This is a genomic window from Chryseobacterium sp. WG14 (assembly GCF_024586945.1).
Classification (GTDB): domain Bacteria; phylum Bacteroidota; class Bacteroidia; order Flavobacteriales; family Weeksellaceae; genus Chryseobacterium.
In genome coordinates, this window is record NZ_JALCZD010000009.1 from 166,220 (window position 1) to 190,195 (window position 23,976).

A 23,976-nucleotide genomic window follows, 5' to 3' on the forward strand; every position below is an offset into this window, starting at 1 on the left:
ATCTCCGAACTCATTACGAAAACGAAAAACAAATAGATAACTATCTCAATCAGCTCAACAAGAATTTTATTTCAACACATCCTAAATTGTTTATTGAAAATAGTTTAAAGAAAATCGGAATTAATTTTTTAAACTATTATCCGGGGAACTATAACTTCTCAGGTAATACAGTGCCCTATTTATACAGTATTAGCTTATTAGTTTTTAATCTGCTGTTAATTTATATATTATTTCAAAAGTCAAGATCAGGATTTACATTTCAAGCAGCATTTCTTGGGATATTATTTATATTTTATCTGTTATTTTATTCTATAGCCCCTTTACCAAGATATTTCTTACTCTATTTCCCTCTATTCTTTCTCTTTGTATTTCAATATTTCAGCTGTAAAATACAATCAGTGCTGTTGAAAGCAAATAATGGAAATTATTTCTAATGGTTACCCATTTTAATAACAAAGCAAAGTATCATCTTCAACACAAGCAACCACTTAATTTGTATGATATGCAAAGTCATATCTTCTCGTTGATGTTACAGATCATTCAGAAATTTTAAATAAAAAAAGAGAAAAGCCAGCTGGACGTCTGGCTTTTCTCATTGATAGAAGATAGAATGATTCAATTACTTAATCGTAAGTTTCTTGGTAGTTATTTCGTTTTTTATCTTCAGTTTTAATACATACATTCCTTTTGGTAAGTGAGAGACAGTAATAGATTGGTCACTGTTCAAAATAACATTCAGTTTTTTACCGTCCATTGAAAACATTTCAGCTTCCGAAACTTTTCCCCCTCTGATATATACTTTCTCAGAAGCAGGGTTCGGATATACGACAAGCTGCTGGCTGGTCATGATATCACGGGTTCCCAATGTGCTGTTTTCTGCAGAAGAATTAGAATAGGTTTTTGACGCATCTATTGCTTTTACGCTCCAGTATACATTCTGAACAGAAGGATCCAGCTCCAGAAACCATGATGGGGTTGTCACTATATATTTAGCAATATCTATCGCTCCGGAAGTTGATCCTACACTTATTTCATATCGTAAAGCACTGGCAGGTGTTTTATCATCTGTGGCACCACTCCACGCAAAATCAAACCTGTTTCCGTTTCTTGTCAGATTCAGATTGGTGGGAGGTGTAGGCTTGGCATTGGCTTCTGTAGATGTATTTTTAAAAATCTTCGTCAGGGAAGGCATATCAGGATTTGACCAATCGAATCCGCTCAATAAAACGTCCAGATGGTGATCATTATCAAAATCAAATAATTGAACAACTCCCGGACCTCCCAGGTTATATATTCCCGTAGTAGTTCCTTCAGTAAAGTTTTGAGTGTTTGGATTATACAGATAGGTTTTTACAGCTGCATCATTATCATTTCCGGAAATAATAAAATCATAATACCCGTCATTGTTTACATCTCCAATGCTTATAGAGGCATCAGAAATATCCGGCAGATTAAGCTGATGAGTGGTCAGCGTACCTGTTCCATCATTCATTAAGACCGCAAAATATCCGTTATCATTATCATCCTTTCCTGCCACAAGAATATCCTGGAAACCATCCGCATTAAAGTCTGCAAAATCTATCTTTCCGCTTGTCAGAGGTTCAAAATCCTGAACAAATGTCAACACTCCAGCCTGATTCATGTACACCCTGGAGATAGGTGCTCCATTGATATCCGATCCAATGATTACGAGATCTAAAAGCTGATCATTATTAAGATCAACGATTTTAAAACTACCATTCTGAGTTCCATCTACCCAATTTTCAGTCATGTCAAAACCAGCTCCTGTATTACGGTAAAAATCCAGGCTGTTTCTAAAACCTCCCCCATGGGAGTATTGGGTTCCATTAAGTGCATAATCCTGTTTTCCGTCATGATTAAAATCACAAACCTCTATAGATCCGTAAATTTTCCCCGAAAGGTTTTCTTCTTTTACAAAACCTGTTTCTGTATTTCTGAATCTGTATTGTTTATAATTAACCACATCCATATAGCTCAGCCCTGTAGAGACAATATCCAGCAGTCCGTCATTGTTAAAATCAATAAACTTGATATCTCCCAAATGCGTGGGCCCTACACCAAGCCCCGCATAAGAAGACAATCCTGAGCCACTATTCTTATAAACTTCGTTATAAGTCATATCTGCTGTTCCATCTCCGTCTGAATCTATAGCTCCATTGAATACAATATCCATAGTCCCGTTATGATCAATATCAGCGATATCCGCCGCAGAATAATAAAAGTTGTTCATCCCTGTTGGTATTTCGGCGAAATTCTGAGCGGCTAAACAAATTGGTACCATAGATAACAGAATATAAATTCTCTTCATATTATTTTTATTTAGATTAATTAAAAACAAAGATAAAGTATTAAATTATTTTCCATGAAGAAAGTCTGCATGAAATATATCAGGCCTGCTCTACAACCTTATTCCGGCAATTCGGCTATTTTAAAATCAATATTATTAATCAGTAAGTTATTTCAAATATTTTCTAAAAGATTTGTCTATCTAAAAAATTCTTCGTTATTTTGCACTCTCAAATATTATACAAATAAGAACATCGAGATATGTCAAGAATTTGCCAAATAACAGGAAAGCGTGCAATGGTTGGTAACAACGTTTCTCACGCTAATAACAAAACGAAGCGTCGTTTTGAAATTAACTTATTGGAGAAGAAGTTTTACCTTCCGGAGCAAGATAAGCACGTAACACTGAAAGTATCAGCTCATGGATTGAGAGTGATTAACAAGATTGGAATCGAAGAAGCTATTGAAAGAGCTACTAGAAACGGATTGATTAAAAAGAATTAATACATCATGGCAAAAAAAGGAAACAGAGTTCAAGTAATCCTTGAATGTACAGAGCACAAAGAAAGCGGTATGCCAGGAATGTCTAGATACATTTCTACAAAAAATAAAAAGAACACTACAGAAAGATTGGAATTGAAAAAATACAATCCTGTTCTTAAGAGATCTACCCTTCATAAAGAAATCAAGTAATTTATAAATATAATTTACAATGGCAAAGAAAGTAGTAGCAACCCTACAAAGCGGTCAGTCTAAAAAAATGACTAAAGTGGTGAAAATGACTAAGTCTTCTAAATCAGGAGCTTACGTTTTCGAAGAAAAAGTAATGAATGCAGACGAAGTTGATGGTTATTTGAAAAAATAATCGGGACTTTATTTACAATATAAAAAACTACTCATATTTTGGGTAGTTTTTTTGTTATCTTTGTTCACCAGATTATTAATCAATAAAATATGAAAAAGATTCTTGTTCTGTTTTGCACAGCAATTTTTCTATTTTCATTCAGTCAGAAAACTATGAATACCTTAGAATATAAAAGTTCTCCAAAAGTTTTCAACATAAAAGGATTGTCACAAGCAGTAAGTATTGATTGTGGAAATTCTAAAATGGTTTTATTGTCTGGGCAGGTTCCGCTTGATCCGGAAGGAAACCTGGTAGGGAACAATGTAGAGGAGCAAACACACCAGATATTCAAAAATATAGATTACGTTCTGAAAGAATATGGAGGAACAGCGAAAAACATTATAAAATTAGGAATATTTATCACAGATATGTCTAAAACACCGGATTTCAGAAAAGTCCGGGATGCCTATGTCAACCTTCAAAACCCTCCGGTAAGCAGTCTTGTAGAAGTGAGCAGCCTGTTCAGAAATGATGTGTTTATAGAAGTAGAAGCCACAGCAGTTATTAAAAAATAAATAAGAATAAACTAAAACTATGAGTTGGTTTAAAAATATTTTCAAAAAGGAAGAAAAGGAAACCTTAGATAAAGGATTGGAAAAGTCCAGCCAGGGATTCTTTGAAAAAATGACGAAAGCCGTAGTCGGTAAAAGTAAAGTAGATGATGAAGTACTGGATAATCTTGAAGAGATACTGATTGCATCTGACGTAGGTGCTTCTACTACGATTAAGATTATAGGAAGAATTGAAGAACGTGTTGCCAGAGACAAATATGTTAGTGTAAACGAATTGGATAAAATTCTCCGTGATGAAATTTCAGGACTGCTTCTTGAAAACCCTCACGCCGGAACCGGAAATATTGATGCTTCCAAAAAGCCATATGTTATTATGGTAGTAGGAGTAAACGGTGTAGGGAAAACAACAACTATCGGAAAGCTTGCCCACCAATTCAAATCAGAAGGTAAAAAAGTAGTTTTAGGGGCCGCAGATACCTTCAGAGCAGCAGCTGTTGATCAGCTTACCATCTGGAGCGAAAGAGTGGGTGTTCCTATCGTAAAACAAGGAATGGGCTCCGACCCGGCTTCTGTAGCATTTGATACCGTACAAAGCGCTGTAGCACAAAATGCAGATATTGCTATTATAGATACTGCCGGAAGACTTCACAATAAAATAAATCTGATGAATGAACTTTCCAAGATCAAAAGAGTAATGCAAAAGGTTATTCCTGATGCTCCTCATGAGATCCTGTTGGTTCTTGACGGCTCTACAGGGCAGAACGCATTTGAACAGGCGAAGCAGTTTACAGCCGCTACCGAAGTAAATGCATTAGCGGTCACCAAATTAGACGGAACAGCTAAAGGAGGTGTTGTTATCGGCATCTCAGATCAGTTCCAGATTCCTGTAAAATATATAGGCGTAGGTGAAAAAATGCAGGATTTACAGCTTTTTAATGGTACGGAATTTGTAGACTCATTCTTCAAGAAAAGATGATTTATATCATGTTTTCCCTTATATTAGTAAACAAATTATTAAAAAAAATATTAACATTTAAAAATTTACAACTATGGGAATAATAACATGGATTTTATTCGGTCTTATTGCAGGAGCTATCGCTAAAATGATCATGCCCGGTACTCAGGGTGGAGGATGGCTAATCACTATTATCCTGGGAATTCTGGGAGCCTTTTTAGGAGGAGCTATAGGAGTTTATATTTTACATTGGGGAGATATTGCCTCATTTTGGAATCCAAGAAGCTGGATCTTATCTATTGGAGGAGCTTTAATCATTCTCTGGATTTATGGAATGGCTACAAAGAAAAGCTAATATTCAGCCAATACTTATTATAAAATAAAATCCCGGAACTGAAATCAGATCCGGGATTTTGTTTACAATATAATTTAGTTAGTCGATTCTAATCTGGTAAGGCATTGACATCTTTACATCAGCCTGAAGTTTTTTATCCGTAATCTGCTGTAAGATTTCATAGTTGGCTTTTCCTATCTTATTTTTGATCAATTTCGCAGAAACATCTTCTTCATTCAGATCATTAAATATCTGTTCGAAAGGGGACATTCTTTTAGGAAACGAATCTACATGGTAAGACTTTAATCCTGCTTTCTGTGCCGCAAACTTTATGGCATCACTAAGTGTTCCCAAATCATCTACCAAACCAATCTGCTTAGCACGTACTCCACTCCATACTCTGCCACCGCCAACACTGTCTATCTGTTCAAAAGTCTGTTTTCTGTTTTGCGTTACAAAATGCACAAATCTCTTGTAAGTGCCTTCCACTCCCCTTGTCATCATATTCACTCCATAAGGCGTCACTCCGTTCAGCCCGGAATAATACATAGAGTTAGCATTAGTTGCAACAACGTCTGCACGAATTCCGTTTTTATTCGCAATATCTTTAAAATAAGGAATCACTCCAAAAACTCCAATTGAACCGGTAAGTGTATTAGGCTCAGAATAAATTTTATCCGCAGCCATCGCTACATAATATCCTCCGGAAGCAGCATAGTCTCCAAAAGAAACAATAAGCGGCTTTTTCTTTTTCAGCTGTTGAAGTTCAAATAAAATCTCATCCGATGCATTAGCACTACCACCCGGAGAATTGATTCTTAAGACAACCGCTTTCACCTTTTCATCATCCTGAAGTTTTTTGATGTATTTTACATATTTTTCAGCATAAATATCATTGTATCCGTCACCATTGTTAATAGACCCGGAAGCATATAATACCGCTACTTTTTCTCCTGATTTATCATCATCTGAATAAGAGCTTATATAATTAGCCAATGAGACCTTATTTAATTTTTCTTTGTCTTTCAGGCTTAGCTTAGACTTGATCATATCATCATATTCTGTCTTTTGAACAAGTTTATCTGCAAGCTTGTATTGTAATCCCAATTCAGGAATCATTCCGTATAAACTGTCAACAACCATTTTAAACTGAGCAGTATCAATTTTTCTTGAAACAGCCATTTTACCGGATGTATTTTTCCAAAGATCATTCAAAAGTGTACTTAGCTGCTCTTTGTTCTCCGGAGAAATATCATTCCTTAAAAAAGGTTCTACTGCTGATTTAAATTTACCATGACGTATAACTTCGATTCCTATCCCGTATTTATCTGCAAAATCTTTAAAGAAAGTAACTTCTGTGGACAATCCTTTCAGTTCAATACCACCGGCAGGATTCAGATAATACTGATCAGCTACTGATCCCAAATAATAAGAAGATTGTGAAACTCCATTTCCGTAAGCATACACAAACTTTCCACTTTTTTTGAAATCCTCAATAGCATTTCTGATATCATCAATCTGGGTAAGCCCGGCATTTAAGTCATCCACTTCAATACTGATCCCTTTAATATTATCATCCGTTTTCGCTTTATTGATTGCTTCCAACGCATCATACAGAAGAACACTCTTGTTCTGGTTGCTAATTCCGAACAATCCACCTTCCTCTTCAGTAGGGCTGTCTATGATATGTGTTTTTAAATTAATCGTAAGGACCGAGTTCTTTTTTACCGTCACAGACTTATCATTCCCCATAGAACTAAACACAAGCATCATAATGAAAAAGATGAAAAATAAAGCGCAAAGTATCACAATTGCAACTATATTTGCCAAAACATTTTTAAAGAAACTTCTCATAAATCAATCAATTTTCCAATATGTCGCAGCAAAAGGTGGTTTTGTTACTAGGAAGTAACCTTGGAGATCAAAAAAAAAATGTAGAGCTTGCCTTACAGAAAATTAGCGATGGTGGAAACAACATTTCACAAATTAGCGAATTTTTAATGTCCGAGCCCGTAGAATTTGTCAGTTCCAATATTTTTTGTAATATTGCAGCAGTAATATTCACTCATCTTTCACCAATTCAACTGCTTGATTTTATTAAAGATATTGAAGTTGAAATGGGAAGAGTTAATGATTCAAAAGTATCTGGAGGCTATGCAGACAGAATAATAGATATTGATATCATTACCTATAATGAATTAAATTTTATATCAGAAAGATTAGAAATCCCTCATAAAAAACATCTTTTTGAAAGGGAATTTTCCAGAATATTATTAAAAGATTTTATTTAAAACATAAAACATACTGTATGAAATTAGGTTTATTATTATTGGCTACACTGCCAATTGCAGCTTATGCGCAAGACAACAGTACTACAGTTAATTCTTCAACTGAGTACCCTAATACTTTTTCTTCAGGTTCCGCTAATGTACAACCATTCGACAACAAAGCCAGACGATTCAATGACTGGTCAATTTCTGTGGGAGGAGGTGCAGCATTTATGGTCCACTCGGATCTTACATCAATCAATAAAGACAAAACGAATTGGGGTTACAATGCTTACGTAAGCGTGGATAAGCAAATTTCACATACTTTCGCTTTAAGCGTAATGTATATGAGAGGAGAAACTAAGCAAACAGGTCAGCTTCCAGGTGCAGCAGGCCAGCTAGCAGGTGTAGGTACTGCTACAACCCAGTTTGATCAAATATCTTTATTAGGGGATATCAACTTCTCAAATTTATTAAGAAGAACTGACAATCATTCTCCTTACAGATGGGCATTCCATGGATATGCGGGAATTGGGGTTCAAGCATTCAGAACTTCACTGCATGACAATGATGAATTCAGATGGAGCAATAGTCCAAAAAGAGTTCCTCTATTTATCAAACAGGACATTGACATTAACTCTATCTTCTATCAGGGAGGTTTCGGAGTTAAATACAAGGTTTCAAAACTTATTGATGTTGAAGCAAGAACGATGTACCTCATAAGTGGTGATGATGAATTTGACGGTGGCGGATGGGCTGATGCCAATGATTATGATCCAGCGTCAAAAAATTCAAAATACAACATGCTTAATGCAAAAAGATCCGATAATGCATGGACAGTCAGCTTAGGAATGTCTTTCAAACTAGGAAAACACACTTCCCACTTAGCATGGCATGATCCACTTCAGGAAGGATATTACAGACTCAACGTTTTAGAAAATGCTACAAATGATCTTGTGGTATGTGAAAAAGGAGATGCTGATAATGACGGAGTATGCGACGATTGGGACAGACAACTTGATACTCCTGCAGGTGCAAGAGTAGATGGTGCCGGTGTTGCTCTGGATATGGACCTTGACGGAGTTATAGATTTATATGATAAATGCGTAACGGTTCCGGGACCTGTAGAGAACAACGGATGCCCAACCAAATAAGTTGACGAGCGTTTTATCAAAAAAATATCAAATAATAATACACGATGAAATTTAATTTAGCAATTGCTGCATTGGCACTGGCAATCCCTAGTGCTATATATGCGCAAGACAGCATTGCAGTTTCTAATGGAGAATATCCCAATACATTCTCTTCAGGATCTGCCAATGTTTCCCCATTTACCAACAAATCTAAGAGATTTAATGACTGGTCGATTTCAGTAGGTGCAGGTGTTCCTCTCCTTCAATCATCAGATTTAACGTCTATTAAGAATGGAAATGGTAAAAACCTTTTCGGATACTCTGCTTATGTAAGTATCGATAAAGCCATTACCCATGCTTTTGGCCTGAAGCTACAATATGACAGAGGAGAAACAAGACAGGGTTGGTTCAATACTAAAGATGCCGCTCCCGATGCTGCGGCTGTAGGGGCAAGAACTCAGTACGATGCCATCTCTATCTTAGGAGATATCAACTTTTCTAACCTTTTAAGAAGAGTAGATAACCATTCTACTTACAGATGGGCTCTTCATGGATATGCAGGGGTAGGTACCATTGCTTACAGAGCATATCAGAAAAACAGCAAAGGACAGAGCCTAATGACTGAAGTAAAACCTTTTAAACTAGGTTCTATGTTTATGCAGGCCGGTACAGGTCTGAAGTTCAAAGTGAACAACAGAATCGACCTTGAAGGTAGATTGATGTATGTGATTACCGGTGATGATGAATTTGACGGTGGCGGTGATGCATACAGTGCTATCAACAAGCGTTCTGAACAGGTTTCAGATAATTTCTTCAATGCTACTTTAGGACTTTCCATAAAGCTAGGAAAACACGAATCTCACTTAATGTGGCATGACCCACTTCAGGAAATCTATTACAAACTTGACGTTCTGGCTAACAAAAACCAGGATATTGAAGTATGTAAAAAAGGTGATGCTGATAACGACGGTGTATGTGATGACTGGGACAGACAGCTTGATACTCCTGCCGGAGCGAGAGTGGATGGTGCCGGTGTTGCTCTTGACACAGATCTAGATGGCGTTATTGACCTTTACGATAAGTGTGTAACTGTTCCCGGACCTGTGGAAAACAACGGCTGCCCTGTAAAGAAGGATAACAATCAGACAGCAGTAGAAGTAGAGAAAACACTTAAAGATATCTACTTTAACTTCAATAAAGCTACGATAAGACCTGAGTCTAACAGTAAATTAGATCTTGCAGCTTCAATTATCAAAGAAAACGGAGGTAATTATTTACTGACCGGTCACACAGATAGCAAAGGAAATGCAGCTTACAATCTTAGATTATCTAAAGAAAGAGCGGCTGCAGTAGTAGGTGCTCTTGAAAACAGAGGTATCAGCCAAAATGTACTGAAATCAAGAGGAGTAGGTTCTGCCGAAGCTACAATTCCTGCATCAGCTTCTGATGCCGAAAGATTAGCAGACAGAAAAGTTACTGTAAAATTTATAGAAGCTTCTGAATGGAATTCTATCCAAAAGAAAGACTATGAAGATGCTCCGGTAAAAAAATCAGTAAAAAAAGTTACTGGTAAGAAAAAGAAAAAATAATTTTTTATAACAAAAAAAACCGAAAAGAATTCTTCTTTTCGGTTTTTTTTTCGATTTTGGATTTTTTTACCTATCTTTATATCATTTTCAGGGCTAAAACTCTGTTAATTGCAAATAATAATTAGTTAATTTTTAAGCAATTTAGAAAAAAATTAACATAAAATTAGTTTTTAATAAATAAAATCATTTAAAATAACTTAACTTAAAAAAATAACACTATGAAATTAAGTTTAGCAATTGTTGCTCTGGCATTAGCTATACCAAGCGCCAGCTATGCACAAGACTCAACGGCAGTTTCAACAGGAACGTATCCCAATACATTTTCTTCGGGATCTGCCAACGTTTCCCCATTTACAAACCAATCGAAGAGATTTAATGACTGGTCGATTTCAGTAGGTGCGGGTGTTCCTCTTCTTCAATCATCAGATTTGACGTCCATTAAGAATGGAAATGGTAAAAACCTTTTCGGATACTCTGCTTATGTAAGTATCGATAAGGCCATTACTCATGCTTTTGGTCTGAAGCTACAATATGACAGAGGAGAAACAAGACAGGGTTGGTTCAATACTAAAGATGCTGCTCCCGATGCTGCAGCTGTAGGGGCAAGAACTCAGTATGATGCCATCTCTATCTTAGGAGATATCAACTTCTCTAACCTTTTAAGAAGAGTAGATAATCATTCTACTTACAGATGGGCTCTTCATGGATATGCAGGGGTAGGTACCATTGCCTACAGAGCATACCAGAAAGACAGCAAAGGACAGAGGTTAATGACTGAAGTAAAACCTTTCAAACTAGGTTCTATGTTTATGCAGGCCGGTACAGGTCTGAAGTTCAAAGTGAACAACAGAATCGACCTTGAAGGTAGATTGATGTATGTGATTACCGGTGATGATGAATTTGACGGTGGCGGTGATGCATACAGTGCTATCAACAAGCGTTCTGAACAGGTTTCAGATAATTTCTTCAATGCTACTTTAGGACTTTCCATAAAGCTAGGAAAACACGAATCTCACTTAATGTGGCATGACCCACTTCAGGAAATCTATTACAAACTTGACGTTCTGGCTAACAAAAACCAGGATATTGAAGTATGTAAAAAAGGTGATGCTGATAACGACGGTGTATGTGATGACTGGGACAGACAGCTTGATACTCCTGCCGGAGCGAGAGTGGATGGTGCCGGTGTTGCTCTTGACACAGATCTAGATGGCGTTATTGACCTTTACGATAAGTGTGTAACTGTTCCCGGACCTGTGGAAAACAACGGTTGCCCTACCACTACTACCGGACCTGTAGTAGAAACTGAAACTAAACTGGAAGGTATTGAATTTGATTTGAATTCTGACAGAATTTTACCATCAAATACTCCAATCTTAAATAATGCTGTTAACTATATCAATTCTTCAAATGGTTCTTACAGTGTAATTGGTGCTACAGATACAAGAGGTACTGATGCTTATAACCAAAAGTTATCTCAAAGAAGAGCTAATAATGTGAAGAATTACCTGATTAAAAACGGTGTTCAAAATGGTAAACTTAATGCAGTAGGAAAAGGTGAAAAAGACCTTAAATACCCTGAATGTGAGCCAGCTACAAAATGCCCTGAATGGAAAAACAGAGCGAACAGAAGAGTATACTTCGAAGCTAAATAATAAACTTATTAAGTATTATATGAAAGTCACGCATTGCGTGGCTTTTTTTGTTATATTACTTTCCTTATTTTTACCCTATGATTTCTCCGCAAGATTTTCAAAAGCTAAAGTATGATACTCTTAAGTATTTCTGGGGTTATAGCAACTTCAGAGATTCTCAGGAAGAAATTATCAATTCTGTTATTAACGAAAAAGATACACTGGTCTTACTACCCACAGGGGCCGGAAAGTCTTTATGCTATCAGCTGCCGGCATTGCTAAAAGAAGGAACATGCCTTGTTATTTCCCCACTGTTGGCATTAATGAAAGACCAGGTAAATCAGCTTAAATTCCGAAATATAGAAGCAGAATACCTGTCTTCAGAATTGGATGAATATGATGCGGAAGCTATTTATGGCCGATGTAAGGAAGGGCTGACAAAACTGTTGTATGTATCTCCGGAAAGGCTTACCAATACTCAGTTTTTACAGAATATTCAGGATATTCAGCTCTCATTCATTGCTGTGGATGAAGCCCACTGTATTTCAGAATGGGGACAGGATTTCCGCCCCAGTTATCAGAATATAAAAGACTTCAGAAAAAACAATCCTGAAATTCCCTGTCTTGCCCTAACAGCTACAGCAACTCCAAAGGTGCTTGAAGAAATTAAAAACAAACTAGAACTTAGAAAGCCCTCCGTATTTCAAAAAAGTTTCAAAAGAGACAATATCAAAATTTTCACTGAAGAGGTTGCTGATAAATTTCAACGTATTTTTGATATCCTGAAATACAATACAGATTCAGGAATCATCTATGTAAGAACAAGAAAAGAAGCAGAACTGTTAGCCGAGTTCCTGAACAAAAATCAGTTGAAAAATGTAGATTATTTTCATGCAGGCTTAACGACAAAAGAGAAAAATACCAAGCAAAATATCTGGAACAGAAGTGATAATCATGTTCTTATTTCTACAAATGCCTTTGGAATGGGGATTGATAAAGATAACGTACGTTTTGTGATTCACTATTCCCCTGCTGCTTCTCTGGAGAACTATTATCAGGAAATAGGAAGATCAGGAAGAGATGGAAAAGACAGTTTTGCTTTTATGCTTTGGAATAAACAGGAGCTGCTGAACTTTGATCAGATCTTAAAAAACCAGATTCCCAATAAAGCTGAATTTTTAAAAATTATCAGTTATCTCTACTCTATTTTTCAGGTTGCCGAATTTGAACAGCCAGAAAAAACCTTTCAGCTGAATACTGTGGGAATACAGAATTTCACAAGACTGTCTAAGGCAAAAATTAATAATGTTCTTAATTTCCTTCACAATCAGGAAATCATTTATTATAATGATCATAAAAGCCTTTCTTCACTGGAACTTTTTATGAAAGCCGATGAAATAGATCAGCTGCCACAGAAAGACGCCTATTTTATTGAACTTCTTTTCCGGACTATATCCGGTCTCACCACTCATAAAGTAATGTTCAGTGAACAGCAGGTAAGCAACAAGATTGAGGTCAGTGTTCCTTTGATCAAAGAACGCCTGAAAGAACTTCAGCAGAAAAACTACCTGGAATATATAGATGGTGCGCTTGCCAGCATCAAATTTTTAAAACCCCGTGACGAAAGAATCATCAATCATACCTACTGGAAACTTTTTGAGCATATTCAGAGAAATAAAATCCAGAAATGGGAGGAAATGAAATTTTACGTGGAAAATAAAGACTACTGTAAGATGAAGCTTATCCTCTCCTATTTTGGTGAAAAAAATTCAAAAAACTGTGGTCAGTGTTCTGTATGCGAAAAGAATAAGCAATCTATTTTCGGAAAAAATATTTCTCAGCAAATTATCAATCTACTGTCCAAGAGATCAGCAACCATTGAAGAACTTTCGGTACAGCTAAGCTACCATTCTAAAGAAAACATTTTAGAAAACCTGATTTACCTGCTGGATGCCGGAAAAGTAAAAATGCTTAATTTCAGAACATATGCACTGAATCATGAGTGATGAGGCGGATAAAACCGGAGACAAGAGACTGGAGACCTAGAAGATGGAATAAGATTTTTTTGCCAGGCTGGATAGCGTTTCTTCTATCTAATTCAACCTGCAACTATCCGCGAAAAACTTATCTTTGTGCTATGAAATCATTGAAAGTTGTTTTTTTAGGAACTCCGGAATTCGCAAAGACTTCTTTGGAGGCTATTCATCAATCTCATCATAACGTTGTAGGTGTTGTAACCGTTGCAGATAAAGCAAGTGGACGTGGGCAGAAAATTCACCAGTCACCTGTAAAAATATATGCTTCTGAAAATAATATTCCTGTTTTCCAACCTGAAAAATTGAGAAATCCTGAATTTTTAGAGGAACTTAGAAATCTTGAGGCTGATGTTTTTGTGGTGGTTGCTTTTAGAATGATGCCTAAGGTTCTTTTTGAAATGCCAGCTATGGGAACATTTAACCTTCACGCCTCTTTATTACCTGATTACAGAGGAGCAGCTCCCATCAATTATGCCGTAATTAATGGCGAAGAAAAAACTGGAGCCACTACATTCTTCATCAACGAAAAAATAGATGAAGGGAATATTCTTTTGCAGGAAGAACTTAAAGTTTTACCTGACGAAAATGCAGGAGCTCTTCATGACAGGCTGATGGAAATGGGTTCAAGACTGGTGGTAAAAACATTGGATGGACTGGCTGAAAATACCATTGAGGAAAGACCCCAGCCACAAGTAGAACATCCTAAAAATGCTTATAAAATATTTAAGGAGGACACCAAAATCAATTGGAATGCTCCTTCAAAGACCGTTCATCAGTTTATCCTTGGAATGTCTCCATATCCTGCAGCTTTCACCACTCTAAAAATTGGTGAAGAAGAAAAAGGATTAAAAATATTCGGGGGTAAATTTGAAATCTCAAATCACGGAAAACCTTCCGGAACTTTAGATATTTCAAAAAATGAGTTTAAAATTTATACCCAGGATGGAGTGTATTTTCCACAAGAACTTCAGTTGGAAGGAAAGAAAAGAATGACTGTAAAAGACTTTCTGAACGGCTTCAGAAATTTTGACGAAATAACATTATAAGCCTGGCTATATATTAAAACTTCAATCACAAAAGGCTTACCATCTTATTTCAAACAAAATATAAAGCCTTTTGTGGTTGAAGACTAACTCTTACTTACAATTTTTCTGCGTATTCTGCTTATAAACTCCGGAGTTACTCCCAAATATGCTCCAATCTGTATATTGGTAAGACGATGAGCTGTTTCAGGATATTCCTTAAGAAAGTCCAGATAACGTTCATCTGACGATTTGCTTAGATTATCAATAATCCTGCGTTGTAACGCAATAATTGACCTTTGAAACTTCAGTCTCATTAATTTTTCAATTTCAGGAATTTCAAGATAAAATTTTTCTTTATCTTTCTTTGAAATAAGAAGAATTTCACTGTCTTCAATAGCCTGAATATTGAGTTTTGATGGAACACCTGTAATAAAGCTGTCAATATCTGAAAGCCACCAACCTTCAATTCCAAAGTACAGTATCTGTTCTGCACCATGGGGATCTGTATGGGAAACTTTAAAACATCCATTCACTACAAACCCTTCAAATCCACAAATCTCCCCTTCTCTTAAAAGAAAATCCTTTTTCTTTATTTTCTGAAGATGAAAAGCATTACAATACTGATTCAGTTTTTCATCTGAAATATCTACATAACCTCTGATATGTGTTTTTAAAGACTTTGTCATGGTTTAAAAATAAAAAAAGGTTTAGAAAAATCCTAAACCTTTTTTGTTCTTCAATATTTTCTCAGCAAAGCTGATACTCTATTGATCATTTATCTGTTATAACTGAACCAGCTCAGTAACTTCTACGTCATATCCTCCAACCTGAGGTTTGATATTAGGGTTTTGAGTGATTACTTTAAACTTATTAATTCCTAAATTCTTTAAGATCTGCGTTCCAATACCGTAATCTCTGTAGTTGTATGCTAAAGTAGGGTGTTGCTCCTGCCCGTCCTGATAATTCAGGAACTGCTGAAGTTTCCTCAATGTATTTTCAGAGTTGGAAACATTATTGATGAAAATAATAGCTCCTTTTCCTGCTTCATTTACCATACCGGTTACTTTTTCCAATAAAGGTTTTTCTCCGTTATTTAATCTAGTCAATACATCAAAATAAGAATCTGAAGACTGTACTCTTACTAAAACAGGCTCATCTACCGTCCATGCCCCTTTTGTCAAGGCAAAGTGGATCTGGTCATTCGAAGTTTCTCTGAACGCGTAGAAATCAAAATCACCGTAATGCGTTTTTACCTTTTTCTCTTCAAGTCTTTCAACCAGATTTCCTTTTTTAAGCTGATAATGAATTAAATCTTCAATAGAAACAATTTTCATATCATGCTTCTGAGCGAATGCGTGAAGTTCCGGTAAACGAGACATTGTACCATCTTCATTCATAATCTCACAGATTACTCCCCCTTCTTTCAATCCTGACAGATGAGTAAGGTCAATAGCAGCTTCAGTATGTCCTGCTCTTTTCAAAACGCCTCCTTTTCTTGCACGAAGCGGGAAGATATGTCCGGGTCTCATGAAATCCGTAGGTTTAGACTTTTCATCCATTAAAGCCAAAATTGTTTTAGCTCTGTCACCGGCAGAAATACCTGTGGAAGTCCCGTTACCCAAAAGGTCAACAGATACGGTAAAAGCAGTTTCTTTAGGATCACTGCTTCTGCTTACCATGACCTCTAATCCAAGCTCATCACATCTTTTTTCAGGAAGAGGCATACAGATCAGTCCTCTACCGTGGAGGGCCATAAAGTTGATAATTTCCGGAGTTGTCAGTTCAGCAGCACAAAGAAAGTCACCTTCATTTTCTCTATCTTCATCATCTACTACTATGATTATTTTACCATTTTTAAGGTCTTCAATAGCCTCTGGAATAGTATTTAATTTAATATCGGACATTTTTACTTTTTATTTTTGCAAAGATACTTATAAAAATAAGCATCTGCCAATTAATATGAATGGTTTATTGTGCTTGAGATAAAGAGTTGACCGCTTCTCTTATGATTTCGTAAGATCTCAGTCTTTTCTGATGATCGTAGATATGAGAATTGATAATTAGCTCATCGACGTTGAATTTATTCTGGAAATCCTGAATTTTTTCCTGAATTTCCACCTTGTCTCCTATAAAAGTATACCTCAGCTTCTGTAAAACCATAGATTTTTCCATGGGTGACCAGATGTCATCCATATCATCTACCGGCGGAGCAAAAGGCTTCCTGTCATTTCTTACAATATTGATAAATGCCTGGAATAAGGTAGTAGAAAGCTTATGAGCCTCTTCAGAAGTTTCTGCTGCAACTCCGTTCACACAAGCCATTACATAAGGCTGACCTAAATATTGAGAAGGTTGGAAATGTTCCCTGTATATTGTAAAGGCCATTTCCATTTGCTCAGGAGCAAAATGCCCGGCAAATGCATAAGGCAGTCCAAGTTCTGCCGCCAGCCATGCGCTGTCTGTACTTGATCCTAGTATATAAATAGGAATATCAAGGCCTTCTCCCGGAATAGCCCGTACCATCGCATCAGCATTTTCTTTGGAAAAATACCGTTGAAGCTCTATAATCTGTCTTGGAAACTGTTCATTAATAATCGCCGGATTTCTTCCCAATGCCTGAGCCGTTAATCCGTCTGTTCCGGGAGCCCTTCCTACACCCAGATCAATCCTTCCCGGAAAAAGAGACTCCAGGGTTCCGAATTGCTCTGCAATGATCAGAGAGCTATGATTGGGAAGCATAATTCCTCCTGAACCCACTCTTATTTTTTTTGTTCCATTGGCGATAAAACCAATTAAAACTGAGGTAGCAGAACTCGCAATACTTTCCATATTGTGATGCTCGGCAAGCCAGAATCTTGTATAGTTTAAGTTTTCAGTATGAGTAGCTAAAGATAAGCTATCCTGAAATGTATCATGAATGCTTTTTCCCTGCTTTACCGGAGCAAGGTCTAAAACAGAAATTTCAAAATTTTTCATAATTATAAATTGGGGCTTAAAAAACCAAACAAATTTAAAACATAAAAATTGCATTAGTTACTTTTTGTAATTGATAAGTCTGATCGCCAAGTTCAGGCAAAAACTATTGAAATTGAAGCTCTGTTTGATTCCTTTTGCTTACACAGATAAATACATTGCTTAAATAAATTTCAAATCATGAAAACAAAAATCATGTATATCGAAAACAAATCCTTTGGTCATCATGGTCCGGCATGAATAGGTTTTGTAGAATTTTCAAAATACGCAAAGAGTTACTATTTACACAACAAATAGTAAGAAAAAGGGATTGGCTGTAGTCAAACCTTTTCTGTTTAATATTTCAATTAAAAATAAACAATTCTCATAAAAACAAATATTTCAATAAAAACAATTCATTCATAAGAGAAATAAATTACTATATTAGCATTAAATAAAATACACTTTAACACCACTAAAAATATTTTTATGAACAAAAAACTGACAAAAAGGACTTTCTTTATAGGTCTTGTTATTGCTGCTACTTTAGCGTCTTGTAGTAAAAATAACGATGAGATTACTGCGGAAGCTCAAAACAATGCCTTACAGCTCGAAAATGTTAAAAACGGACGACTGGGAGGGCAAGATATTACATACGAAAGGAAGAATGGAATGAATTTTTTCCAGGGAGATATTGTACTTTCCGACCAACAGCTGGCAGGAGACAACTCACTTAATAAAGGAGGCGCCAGTTTCTCAAGATGGCCGGGAGCTAAAATTTACTATAGTGTTGCCGGTAATATGGGCTCTATCAATGCTAATAAAATCACTACAGCGGTTAATGAGTATAATTCCAAAACCAATACCCAGTGGATTCCGCGCACCAATCAGGCTAATTACGTAGAATTTATTTTCGGAAGTTCATCAGGATCAGATGGATGGGCCCATATCGGGTATCAGGGTGGAAAGCAAACTATTTCTTTGGATCAATATATTTCTGTGGGATCTGTTATCCATGAAATGGGACATACTGTAGGACTTTATCATGAACATGCACGTAAAGACAGAGATCAGTATCTGAGTATCCAGTGGAACAATATTCAGGATGGGCAGGCTTATAATTTTAATAAGTATAATTCCGGAACAGATATAGGTCCTTTCAATATTAATTCGGTGATGATGTATTGGCCTAATTCCTATTCTAAAAACGGACAGCCTACTATTAAGAGGGCTAACAATACTACTTTTACCTACAACAGAACAGGTTTTACAACCGGAGATATTAATACAATCAATACGATGTATCCCTAGTTTTTACAACCAAGATATCAATTAAAAAGGAAAAGAATTCTTATGAATTCTTTTCCTTTTTATAATTATAATGATTGATCAGAATCCTGATCTCATTGAATTCAAAATTACTTGGCAATACATTCTTCCATTCTGTCAAAGTTTCTTGTGGATTTTTATAAAACTCTGTTTCAAAAGCTTTGATTTTATCGGAAGTAATTACTCTTGAAATATCCAGCAGCCCCTGTTCAGCAAATTTCGCAAGATGTCCGATTACGGTTTCTTTTACCAAACCTCTTTCCAAGGCAATTTCTCCGATGGTTTTCCCCTGTTCAAATAACTGAAAGGTTAAAACCTGTGAAGGCACTTTAGCAATTTTCAGATTGATTTCTTTATTATTTTTCTCCTCTAAAAGTTTCGTTTCAAGAAGGTGAATATCTTTCAGGCTATTCAAATATTCTTCTATATCTTCCAGCCAGTTTCTGAATTCATCGTTATATTGCTTTAAGCCTTTTGCTCCTTTTATTTCAGCATAAAACTCTTTTAACGGATTAAAAATTTTATCCCTGGTTTCCACGAAGAAAAAGTTAACAGCTCCTTTTGTTTTGCTTTCAATTTCAGACCATTCTTCTTTTTTCTCAATGAAATTATTAACCTTCTGGAAAATTATCCGCTCTAATTTTTCAAAAATCTTTCCAAGGTTTACGCTTTCATGTTTCAGCTGAAGGTACAGCTGATTGGTTTTAACATGGTCTAAATTTTTGGTAACAACAGACAGTTTATTCCAGTCTTCCACTTCTTTCAAAAACCATACACAATCTACCGTACGAAGTACTTTTCTGATGCTGTAATCATATTTTTCCTGATTCAGAATTGATTCAATATGGTCATTGGCCACAGTATCTGTATGGAAATGCAGAATCCTGTTATCTTTAAAAATAACTTCAGGAGTAATTTTTGATTTTAAAACAATTCCTTCCAATGTTCTGCAACGGGATAATGCTACATATACCTGACCGGCAGTAAAACTTTTCCCTGCATCAATGATCACCTTATCAAAGGTTAATCCCTGGCTTTTGTGGATGGTAACTGCCCAGGCTAGCTTTATCGGAAACTGCTCGAAACTCCCTAATACTTCTTCCTGAATGGTTTTATCGGTATCCAGAAAATATTTTTTCTGCTCCCAAGTCTCCCTTTTCACAGTGATTTCAAGTTCGCTTTCATCCAGAACAACCCGGATTTCATTTTCGTCCAATCCGATAATCTCACCCAATTTCCCATTGAAATATCTCTTTTCCCCGGAAATATCATTTCTGATGAACATAATCTGTGCTCCAATTTTCAATTCTAAAAATTGTTCATTAGGAAACTGATTTTCTTTAAAGTCTCCTACAAGTTTAGCTTCATAGGTTTGTGCATCCACTTTTATTTCTGCCAGCTTTTCCTGGTTGATCTCATCAGCCATTTTATTATGAGAGCACAAGTAAACGTAAGATTCTTTTCCTATATTGAAGTCAGGATCATACCTTTTATTCAGGTAATCAAAATCTATATTTGCCACATCCCCATCACGGATAGCATTCAGAATTTCTAAGAACTCTTCATCAGACTGCCTGTACACTTTCGTCAGCTCAATGGTCACTAAAGGAATATCTTTAATGGCATGGCTATCAAAAAAGAATGGTGAATTATAGTACATTTTTAGAATATGCTCATCCCTCACTACCGGCGGAAGCTGATAAAGATCTCCGATGAACAGCATTTGTACTCCTCCAAACCTTTGATTATTTCTTCTGATAAACCGTAAAGAAAAATCCATCATGTCCAAAACATCTGCTCTTAACATGGAAACCTCATCAATAATAATGATCTCAACTTCTCTTAAAAGCTTAAGTTTATCCTTTCGGTATTTAAAATGGGGCATCAGGTCAGCTATATTATTAGCCAAACTGGTATCTATCCTTTCTGTGGTAGGCAGAAAAGTTCTTAACGGCAATCCAAACATAGAATGGATGGTAACTCCCCCTGCATTGATTGCGGCAATACCGGTAGGTGCCACTACCACATGTTTTTTCTTTGTCCGTTTTACAAAGTCATTAAGAAATGTAGTCTTTCCTGTCCCTGCTTTTCCAGTTAGAAAGACACTTCGGTTCGTGTGCTCTAATAAGTCAAAAAAATGATTGTTCATCGTTGTCAAAAATACGGAAATGAATTTGATTTTCTTACCTTGGCATAAGTTTTGAAAATTCTTATAAAGAACAATGTCTATAATGAAAAAAAAATTTATCCTTATTCCTCTGCTAGTATTATGTACTACATTTACTCTTACTTCATGTAATACCTCGAAGAATGCAAATACCAATCTTCCGAAAGATATTTCTGAAAGACCTGCCGATCAGGACAGTCAAAAATACGACCAGGCTTTATTGGATAAATTAAAAGCATCCATTGAATCTGAGGTTTCAGGTGAAAAATGTACTGATGTGAATGAATGGGCATTTGCTCCAATGGGACTAAAGTCGTGCGGCGGACCACAGCAGTATATTGCTTACCCCAAGAAAATAGAAGTCTCTATCTTGTCGAGAATCAATGAATACACGGAAAAGGTCAGGATTTTTAATGAAAAATATAATATTGTGTCTGATTGTATGATGATCCCTGCTCCTACGTCTCTTAAATGTGTCAATGGAAAGATAAGGCTCATCACTCCGGATAACAATTAAAAATAAAGCAAAGGTTCTATACTCAAATCATTACAAATTCTTTTTAGGAATTTTTATACTAGGATGATATACAAAGCTCCATCAAAATATGGAGCTTTGTTATATATTGATGTAAAGATAAATGAAGTTTTGGTTTCAGAAGAGAAAATTATTCCATCCTGAAACCCGCAACAGATATCCTCGATTATAATTCGTAATCTTTTACATTTTCCTTATACCACGAAGAGTATTTTACATAATTATCTGCAATCCTGTTTACCTCTCCTTCCAGTAACTGGGCATTGATATCTTTAATTTTCCTGGCAGGAACGCCCCCCCAAACTTCTCCGGATTTAATATGAGTTCCCTGGGTCACTACAGATCCTGCACCTACGATGGAATTTTCTTCCACCAGGCAGTCATCCATTACAATAGCTCCCATTCCGATCAGGACATTATCTTTGATTGTACATCCATGAACAATAGCATTATGGCCAATGGAAACATTATTTCCGATATTCAAAGGATGTTTCTGGTAGGTACAGTGCAGCATTGCATTATCCTGAACATTTACTTTATCTCCCATTTTAATATAATGCACATCACCTCTGATTACTGCGTTATACCAAACACTGCAGTCTCTTCCCATGGTAACATCTCCTATAATGGTTGCTGTTTCTGCTAAGAAAGTATTCTCTCCGATCTGTGGTATTTTCCCTAAAAGTTCTTTTACAAGTGCCATAGTTTTAATTTGAAATTTAAAAAATAAGTTTGGTTGAAAATTATAATTTACCTCATTTTTATTTAGAGTATCAAACTTCTAAATTAAAGCGATAGCAAAAATCTAACTCTTAACTTTCAGCTTCTAACTTCTAATGCGTATTTTTGTATCTCAAATTTAACGAAAAAATGCGTACCGTACTTATAGAACCAACTGAAAATCCAAAAGTGATGAAATTTGTAGCAGATTACAATCTCATCCCGGGATCTTTAGAATTGGACCGAAACTCAGATATTTCAGAAATTCCTTTAGCACAAGAACTTTTCAATTATCCTTTTGTGGAAAGAGTTTTCATTACCGCTAATTTTGTAGCTGTAGCCAAACAGGATACCATAGAATGGGAACATGTTGCTGAAAGTCTGAAAAATGTGATTGAAGATGAGCTATTGGCAAACCCAAGAATTTATCTTCAGAAGAAAAAAGAGATGTATCAGATTTATTCTGAAATGACTCCTAACCCCAACGTGATGAAATTTGTGTCAAGCAAATTACTGATGGATGGTTTTGTAGAAGTAAAATCAAGAGATGCAGCCGCTGAAGTTCCTTTAGCTGAAGCTATCTTCAAAGAATTTGATTTTGCTACTGAAGTTTTTATTTCTGATAATTTCGTGGCTGTTACCAAAGATCATTCTGTAGAATGGCATCAGGTAATGATGACTGTTCGTGCCCATATTGCCGAATATCTTCAGAATGGAGGTGAAATATCAAAGGCTGAACCTCAGAAACATGAAAATCCTGTTGAAAAAATCATCAACAGAGATTATACGGATGATGAGCAAAAGATCTCTGATATCCTGAATGAATATGTTGCTCCTGCAGTAGAAAATGATGGCGGAAAAATTTCTTTAATGGAATATGATGAAGCGAGCAAGACTGCAAAAATGCTTTTACAGGGCGCTTGCTCAGGATGTCCAAGTTCTACGGCTACTTTGAAAAACGGAATTGAGAACATTTTAAAGCAATTTGTTCCCGATTTGGTGGAAAGAGTGGAAGCTGTCAACGGATAACAGAAATAAAATGCCTCCCGGAAATAAAATTGTAATAATTATTGGAAGTGCTTCAAAAAACTCCAGTAATCAGAAATTGATAGAACAGGTGCTGGAGCAGCATCCGCATGTTAATTTCAAAATGATTGAAGATCTTTCTGCTCTTCCTCATTTTGATACTGCATTAACGGATCGCCATACTCCGGAAAATATAGTAAGAATCAGAGAAGAAATTCAACATTCAGCGGGTGTTTTATTCTGTACACCGGAATATATTTTCAGCATTCCCGGGAGATTAAAAAATCTTTTGGAATGGTGTGTTTCCACGACTGTTTTTTCTGAGAAACCTGTAGCAGTCATTACTGCTTCAGCAAGTGGAGAAAAAGGTCACGAAGAACTATTAATGATTTTAAAAACTCTCGGAGCAACAATAGCAGCAGATCATCAGCTGCTGATAAAAGGAATAAAGGGGAAATTTAACAGTGATGGCTCAGTTGAAAATAATACCTTTGCCAGAGTCTCAGAATTAGTAACAGATTTTAACAGGTCTGTTTCATAATTAAAATAAA

At 36.1% G+C, this 23,976-nt stretch carries 23 protein-coding genes; 16 read left to right on the forward strand and 7 right to left on the reverse strand.

Going from position 1 to position 23,976, the window contains the following annotated elements; genetic code table 11:
* Positions 1-619 precede the first annotated feature (619 nt).
* Positions 620-2,329, reverse strand: a complete 1,710-nt coding sequence (locus MP478_RS15835) for a T9SS type A sorting domain-containing protein (RefSeq protein ID WP_257200963.1) — start codon at positions 2,327-2,329, stop codon at positions 620-622.
* Between the two features lie 239 nt (positions 2,330-2,568).
* Here MP478_RS15835 and rpmB point away from each other — a divergent pair, with 239 nt between their 5' ends.
* The 6 genes from rpmB (at position 2,569) to MP478_RS15865 (ending at position 5,033) form a co-directional block, all read left to right on the forward strand.
* Positions 2,569-2,811, forward strand: coding sequence for a 50S ribosomal protein L28 (gene rpmB, locus MP478_RS15840; protein ID WP_002976757.1), 243 nt, complete (start codon positions 2,569-2,571; stop codon positions 2,809-2,811).
* 6 nt (positions 2,812-2,817) lie between these two features.
* Positions 2,818-3,000 (forward strand): 50S ribosomal protein L33, encoded by a 183-nt coding sequence (gene rpmG / locus MP478_RS15845; RefSeq protein WP_027373683.1) that lies wholly within the window; start codon positions 2,818-2,820, stop codon positions 2,998-3,000.
* A gap of 19 nt (positions 3,001-3,019) precedes the next feature.
* Entirely contained in the window at positions 3,020-3,172 is a 153-nt protein-coding gene (locus MP478_RS15850; RefSeq protein ID WP_081989060.1) for a DUF4295 family protein, read from the forward strand.
* Between the two features lie 152 nt (positions 3,173-3,324).
* A complete protein-coding gene (locus MP478_RS15855) occupies positions 3,325-3,726 on the forward strand; it encodes a RidA family protein (protein ID WP_257200964.1) in 402 nt (133 codons plus the stop codon).
* A 19-nt stretch (positions 3,727-3,745) separates the two neighbouring features.
* A complete protein-coding gene (gene ftsY, locus MP478_RS15860; RefSeq protein WP_047490360.1) occupies positions 3,746-4,699 on the forward strand; it encodes a signal recognition particle-docking protein FtsY in 954 nt (317 codons plus the stop codon).
* A gap of 73 nt (positions 4,700-4,772) precedes the next feature.
* On the forward strand, positions 4,773-5,033 hold the full coding sequence (locus MP478_RS15865) for a GlsB/YeaQ/YmgE family stress response membrane protein (protein WP_202270897.1): 261 nt from the start codon (positions 4,773-4,775) through the stop codon (positions 5,031-5,033).
* Between the two features lie 78 nt (positions 5,034-5,111).
* Here the strand turns inward: MP478_RS15865 and sppA are convergent, their stop codons facing one another.
* On the reverse strand, positions 5,112-6,866 hold the full coding sequence (gene sppA, locus MP478_RS15870; protein WP_257200965.1) for a signal peptide peptidase SppA: 1,755 nt from the start codon (positions 6,864-6,866) through the stop codon (positions 5,112-5,114).
* A gap of 20 nt (positions 6,867-6,886) precedes the next feature.
* On the opposite strand from sppA, the gene folK reads away from it, so the two are divergent.
* The 6 genes from folK (at position 6,887) to fmt (ending at position 14,717) form a co-directional block, all read left to right on the forward strand.
* Positions 6,887-7,303, forward strand: coding sequence for a 2-amino-4-hydroxy-6-hydroxymethyldihydropteridine diphosphokinase (gene folK, locus MP478_RS15875; RefSeq protein ID WP_230040791.1), 417 nt, complete (start codon positions 6,887-6,889; stop codon positions 7,301-7,303).
* A 17-nt stretch (positions 7,304-7,320) separates the two neighbouring features.
* On the forward strand, positions 7,321-8,433 hold the full coding sequence (locus MP478_RS15880; RefSeq protein ID WP_257190880.1) for an OmpA family protein: 1,113 nt from the start codon (positions 7,321-7,323) through the stop codon (positions 8,431-8,433).
* 44 nt (positions 8,434-8,477) lie between these two features.
* Positions 8,478-10,001 carry an OmpA family protein gene (locus tag MP478_RS15885; protein ID WP_257190881.1) on the forward strand — a complete coding sequence of 508 codons (1,524 nt, stop codon included), beginning with the start codon at positions 8,478-8,480 and terminating at the stop codon, positions 9,999-10,001.
* Positions 10,002-10,219: 218 nt separating this feature from the next.
* A complete protein-coding gene (locus MP478_RS15890; protein WP_230040797.1) occupies positions 10,220-11,656 on the forward strand; it encodes an OmpA family protein in 1,437 nt (478 codons plus the stop codon).
* Between the two features lie 77 nt (positions 11,657-11,733).
* On the forward strand, positions 11,734-13,641 hold the full coding sequence (locus MP478_RS15895) for an ATP-dependent DNA helicase RecQ (protein ID WP_230040799.1): 1,908 nt from the start codon (positions 11,734-11,736) through the stop codon (positions 13,639-13,641).
* Between the two features lie 131 nt (positions 13,642-13,772).
* The gene (fmt, locus tag MP478_RS15900; RefSeq protein ID WP_257200966.1) at positions 13,773-14,717 is read left to right on the forward strand and encodes a methionyl-tRNA formyltransferase; all 945 of its coding nucleotides are present in this window, start codon (positions 13,773-13,775) and stop codon (positions 14,715-14,717) included.
* A gap of 83 nt (positions 14,718-14,800) precedes the next feature.
* Here fmt and MP478_RS15905 read toward each other — a convergent pair whose 3' ends face one another.
* From MP478_RS15905 to MP478_RS15915, 3 genes are all read right to left on the reverse strand, one after another.
* On the reverse strand, positions 14,801-15,382 hold the full coding sequence (locus MP478_RS15905; protein ID WP_257190883.1) for a Crp/Fnr family transcriptional regulator: 582 nt from the start codon (positions 15,380-15,382) through the stop codon (positions 14,801-14,803).
* Between the two features lie 96 nt (positions 15,383-15,478).
* The gene (gene ribB / locus MP478_RS15910) at positions 15,479-16,600 is read right to left on the reverse strand and encodes a 3,4-dihydroxy-2-butanone-4-phosphate synthase (protein ID WP_047490331.1); all 1,122 of its coding nucleotides are present in this window, start codon (positions 16,598-16,600) and stop codon (positions 15,479-15,481) included.
* A gap of 64 nt (positions 16,601-16,664) precedes the next feature.
* A complete protein-coding gene (locus MP478_RS15915) occupies positions 16,665-17,672 on the reverse strand; it encodes an LLM class flavin-dependent oxidoreductase (RefSeq protein ID WP_230040804.1) in 1,008 nt (335 codons plus the stop codon).
* Between the two features lie 465 nt (positions 17,673-18,137).
* Between MP478_RS15915 and MP478_RS15920 the strand changes: the two genes are divergently transcribed.
* Positions 18,138-18,959: a M12 family metallopeptidase gene (locus MP478_RS15920; protein ID WP_257200967.1), complete on the forward strand. Its 822-nt coding sequence runs from the start codon at positions 18,138-18,140 to the stop codon at positions 18,957-18,959.
* A 40-nt stretch (positions 18,960-18,999) separates the two neighbouring features.
* On the opposite strand, the gene MP478_RS15925 is transcribed toward MP478_RS15920, so the two are convergent.
* Entirely contained in the window at positions 19,000-21,126 is a 2,127-nt protein-coding gene (locus MP478_RS15925) for a helix-turn-helix domain-containing protein (RefSeq protein ID WP_257190885.1), read from the reverse strand.
* An 82-nt stretch (positions 21,127-21,208) separates the two neighbouring features.
* Here MP478_RS15925 and MP478_RS15930 point away from each other — a divergent pair, with 82 nt between their 5' ends.
* Positions 21,209-21,661, forward strand: coding sequence for a hypothetical protein (locus MP478_RS15930; RefSeq protein WP_257190886.1), 453 nt, complete (start codon positions 21,209-21,211; stop codon positions 21,659-21,661).
* A 184-nt stretch (positions 21,662-21,845) separates the two neighbouring features.
* On the opposite strand, the gene MP478_RS15935 is transcribed toward MP478_RS15930, so the two are convergent.
* Positions 21,846-22,382 carry a gamma carbonic anhydrase family protein gene (locus tag MP478_RS15935; protein ID WP_230040812.1) on the reverse strand — a complete coding sequence of 179 codons (537 nt, stop codon included), beginning with the start codon at positions 22,380-22,382 and terminating at the stop codon, positions 21,846-21,848.
* Between the two features lie 167 nt (positions 22,383-22,549).
* On the opposite strand from MP478_RS15935, the gene MP478_RS15940 reads away from it, so the two are divergent.
* Positions 22,550-23,428, forward strand: a complete 879-nt coding sequence (locus tag MP478_RS15940) for a NifU family protein (protein WP_257190887.1) — start codon at positions 22,550-22,552, stop codon at positions 23,426-23,428.
* A gap of 10 nt (positions 23,429-23,438) precedes the next feature.
* Positions 23,439-23,966, forward strand: coding sequence for an NADPH-dependent FMN reductase (locus tag MP478_RS15945; protein ID WP_257190888.1), 528 nt, complete (start codon positions 23,439-23,441; stop codon positions 23,964-23,966).
* The last annotated feature ends 10 nt before the right edge of the window (positions 23,967-23,976 follow it).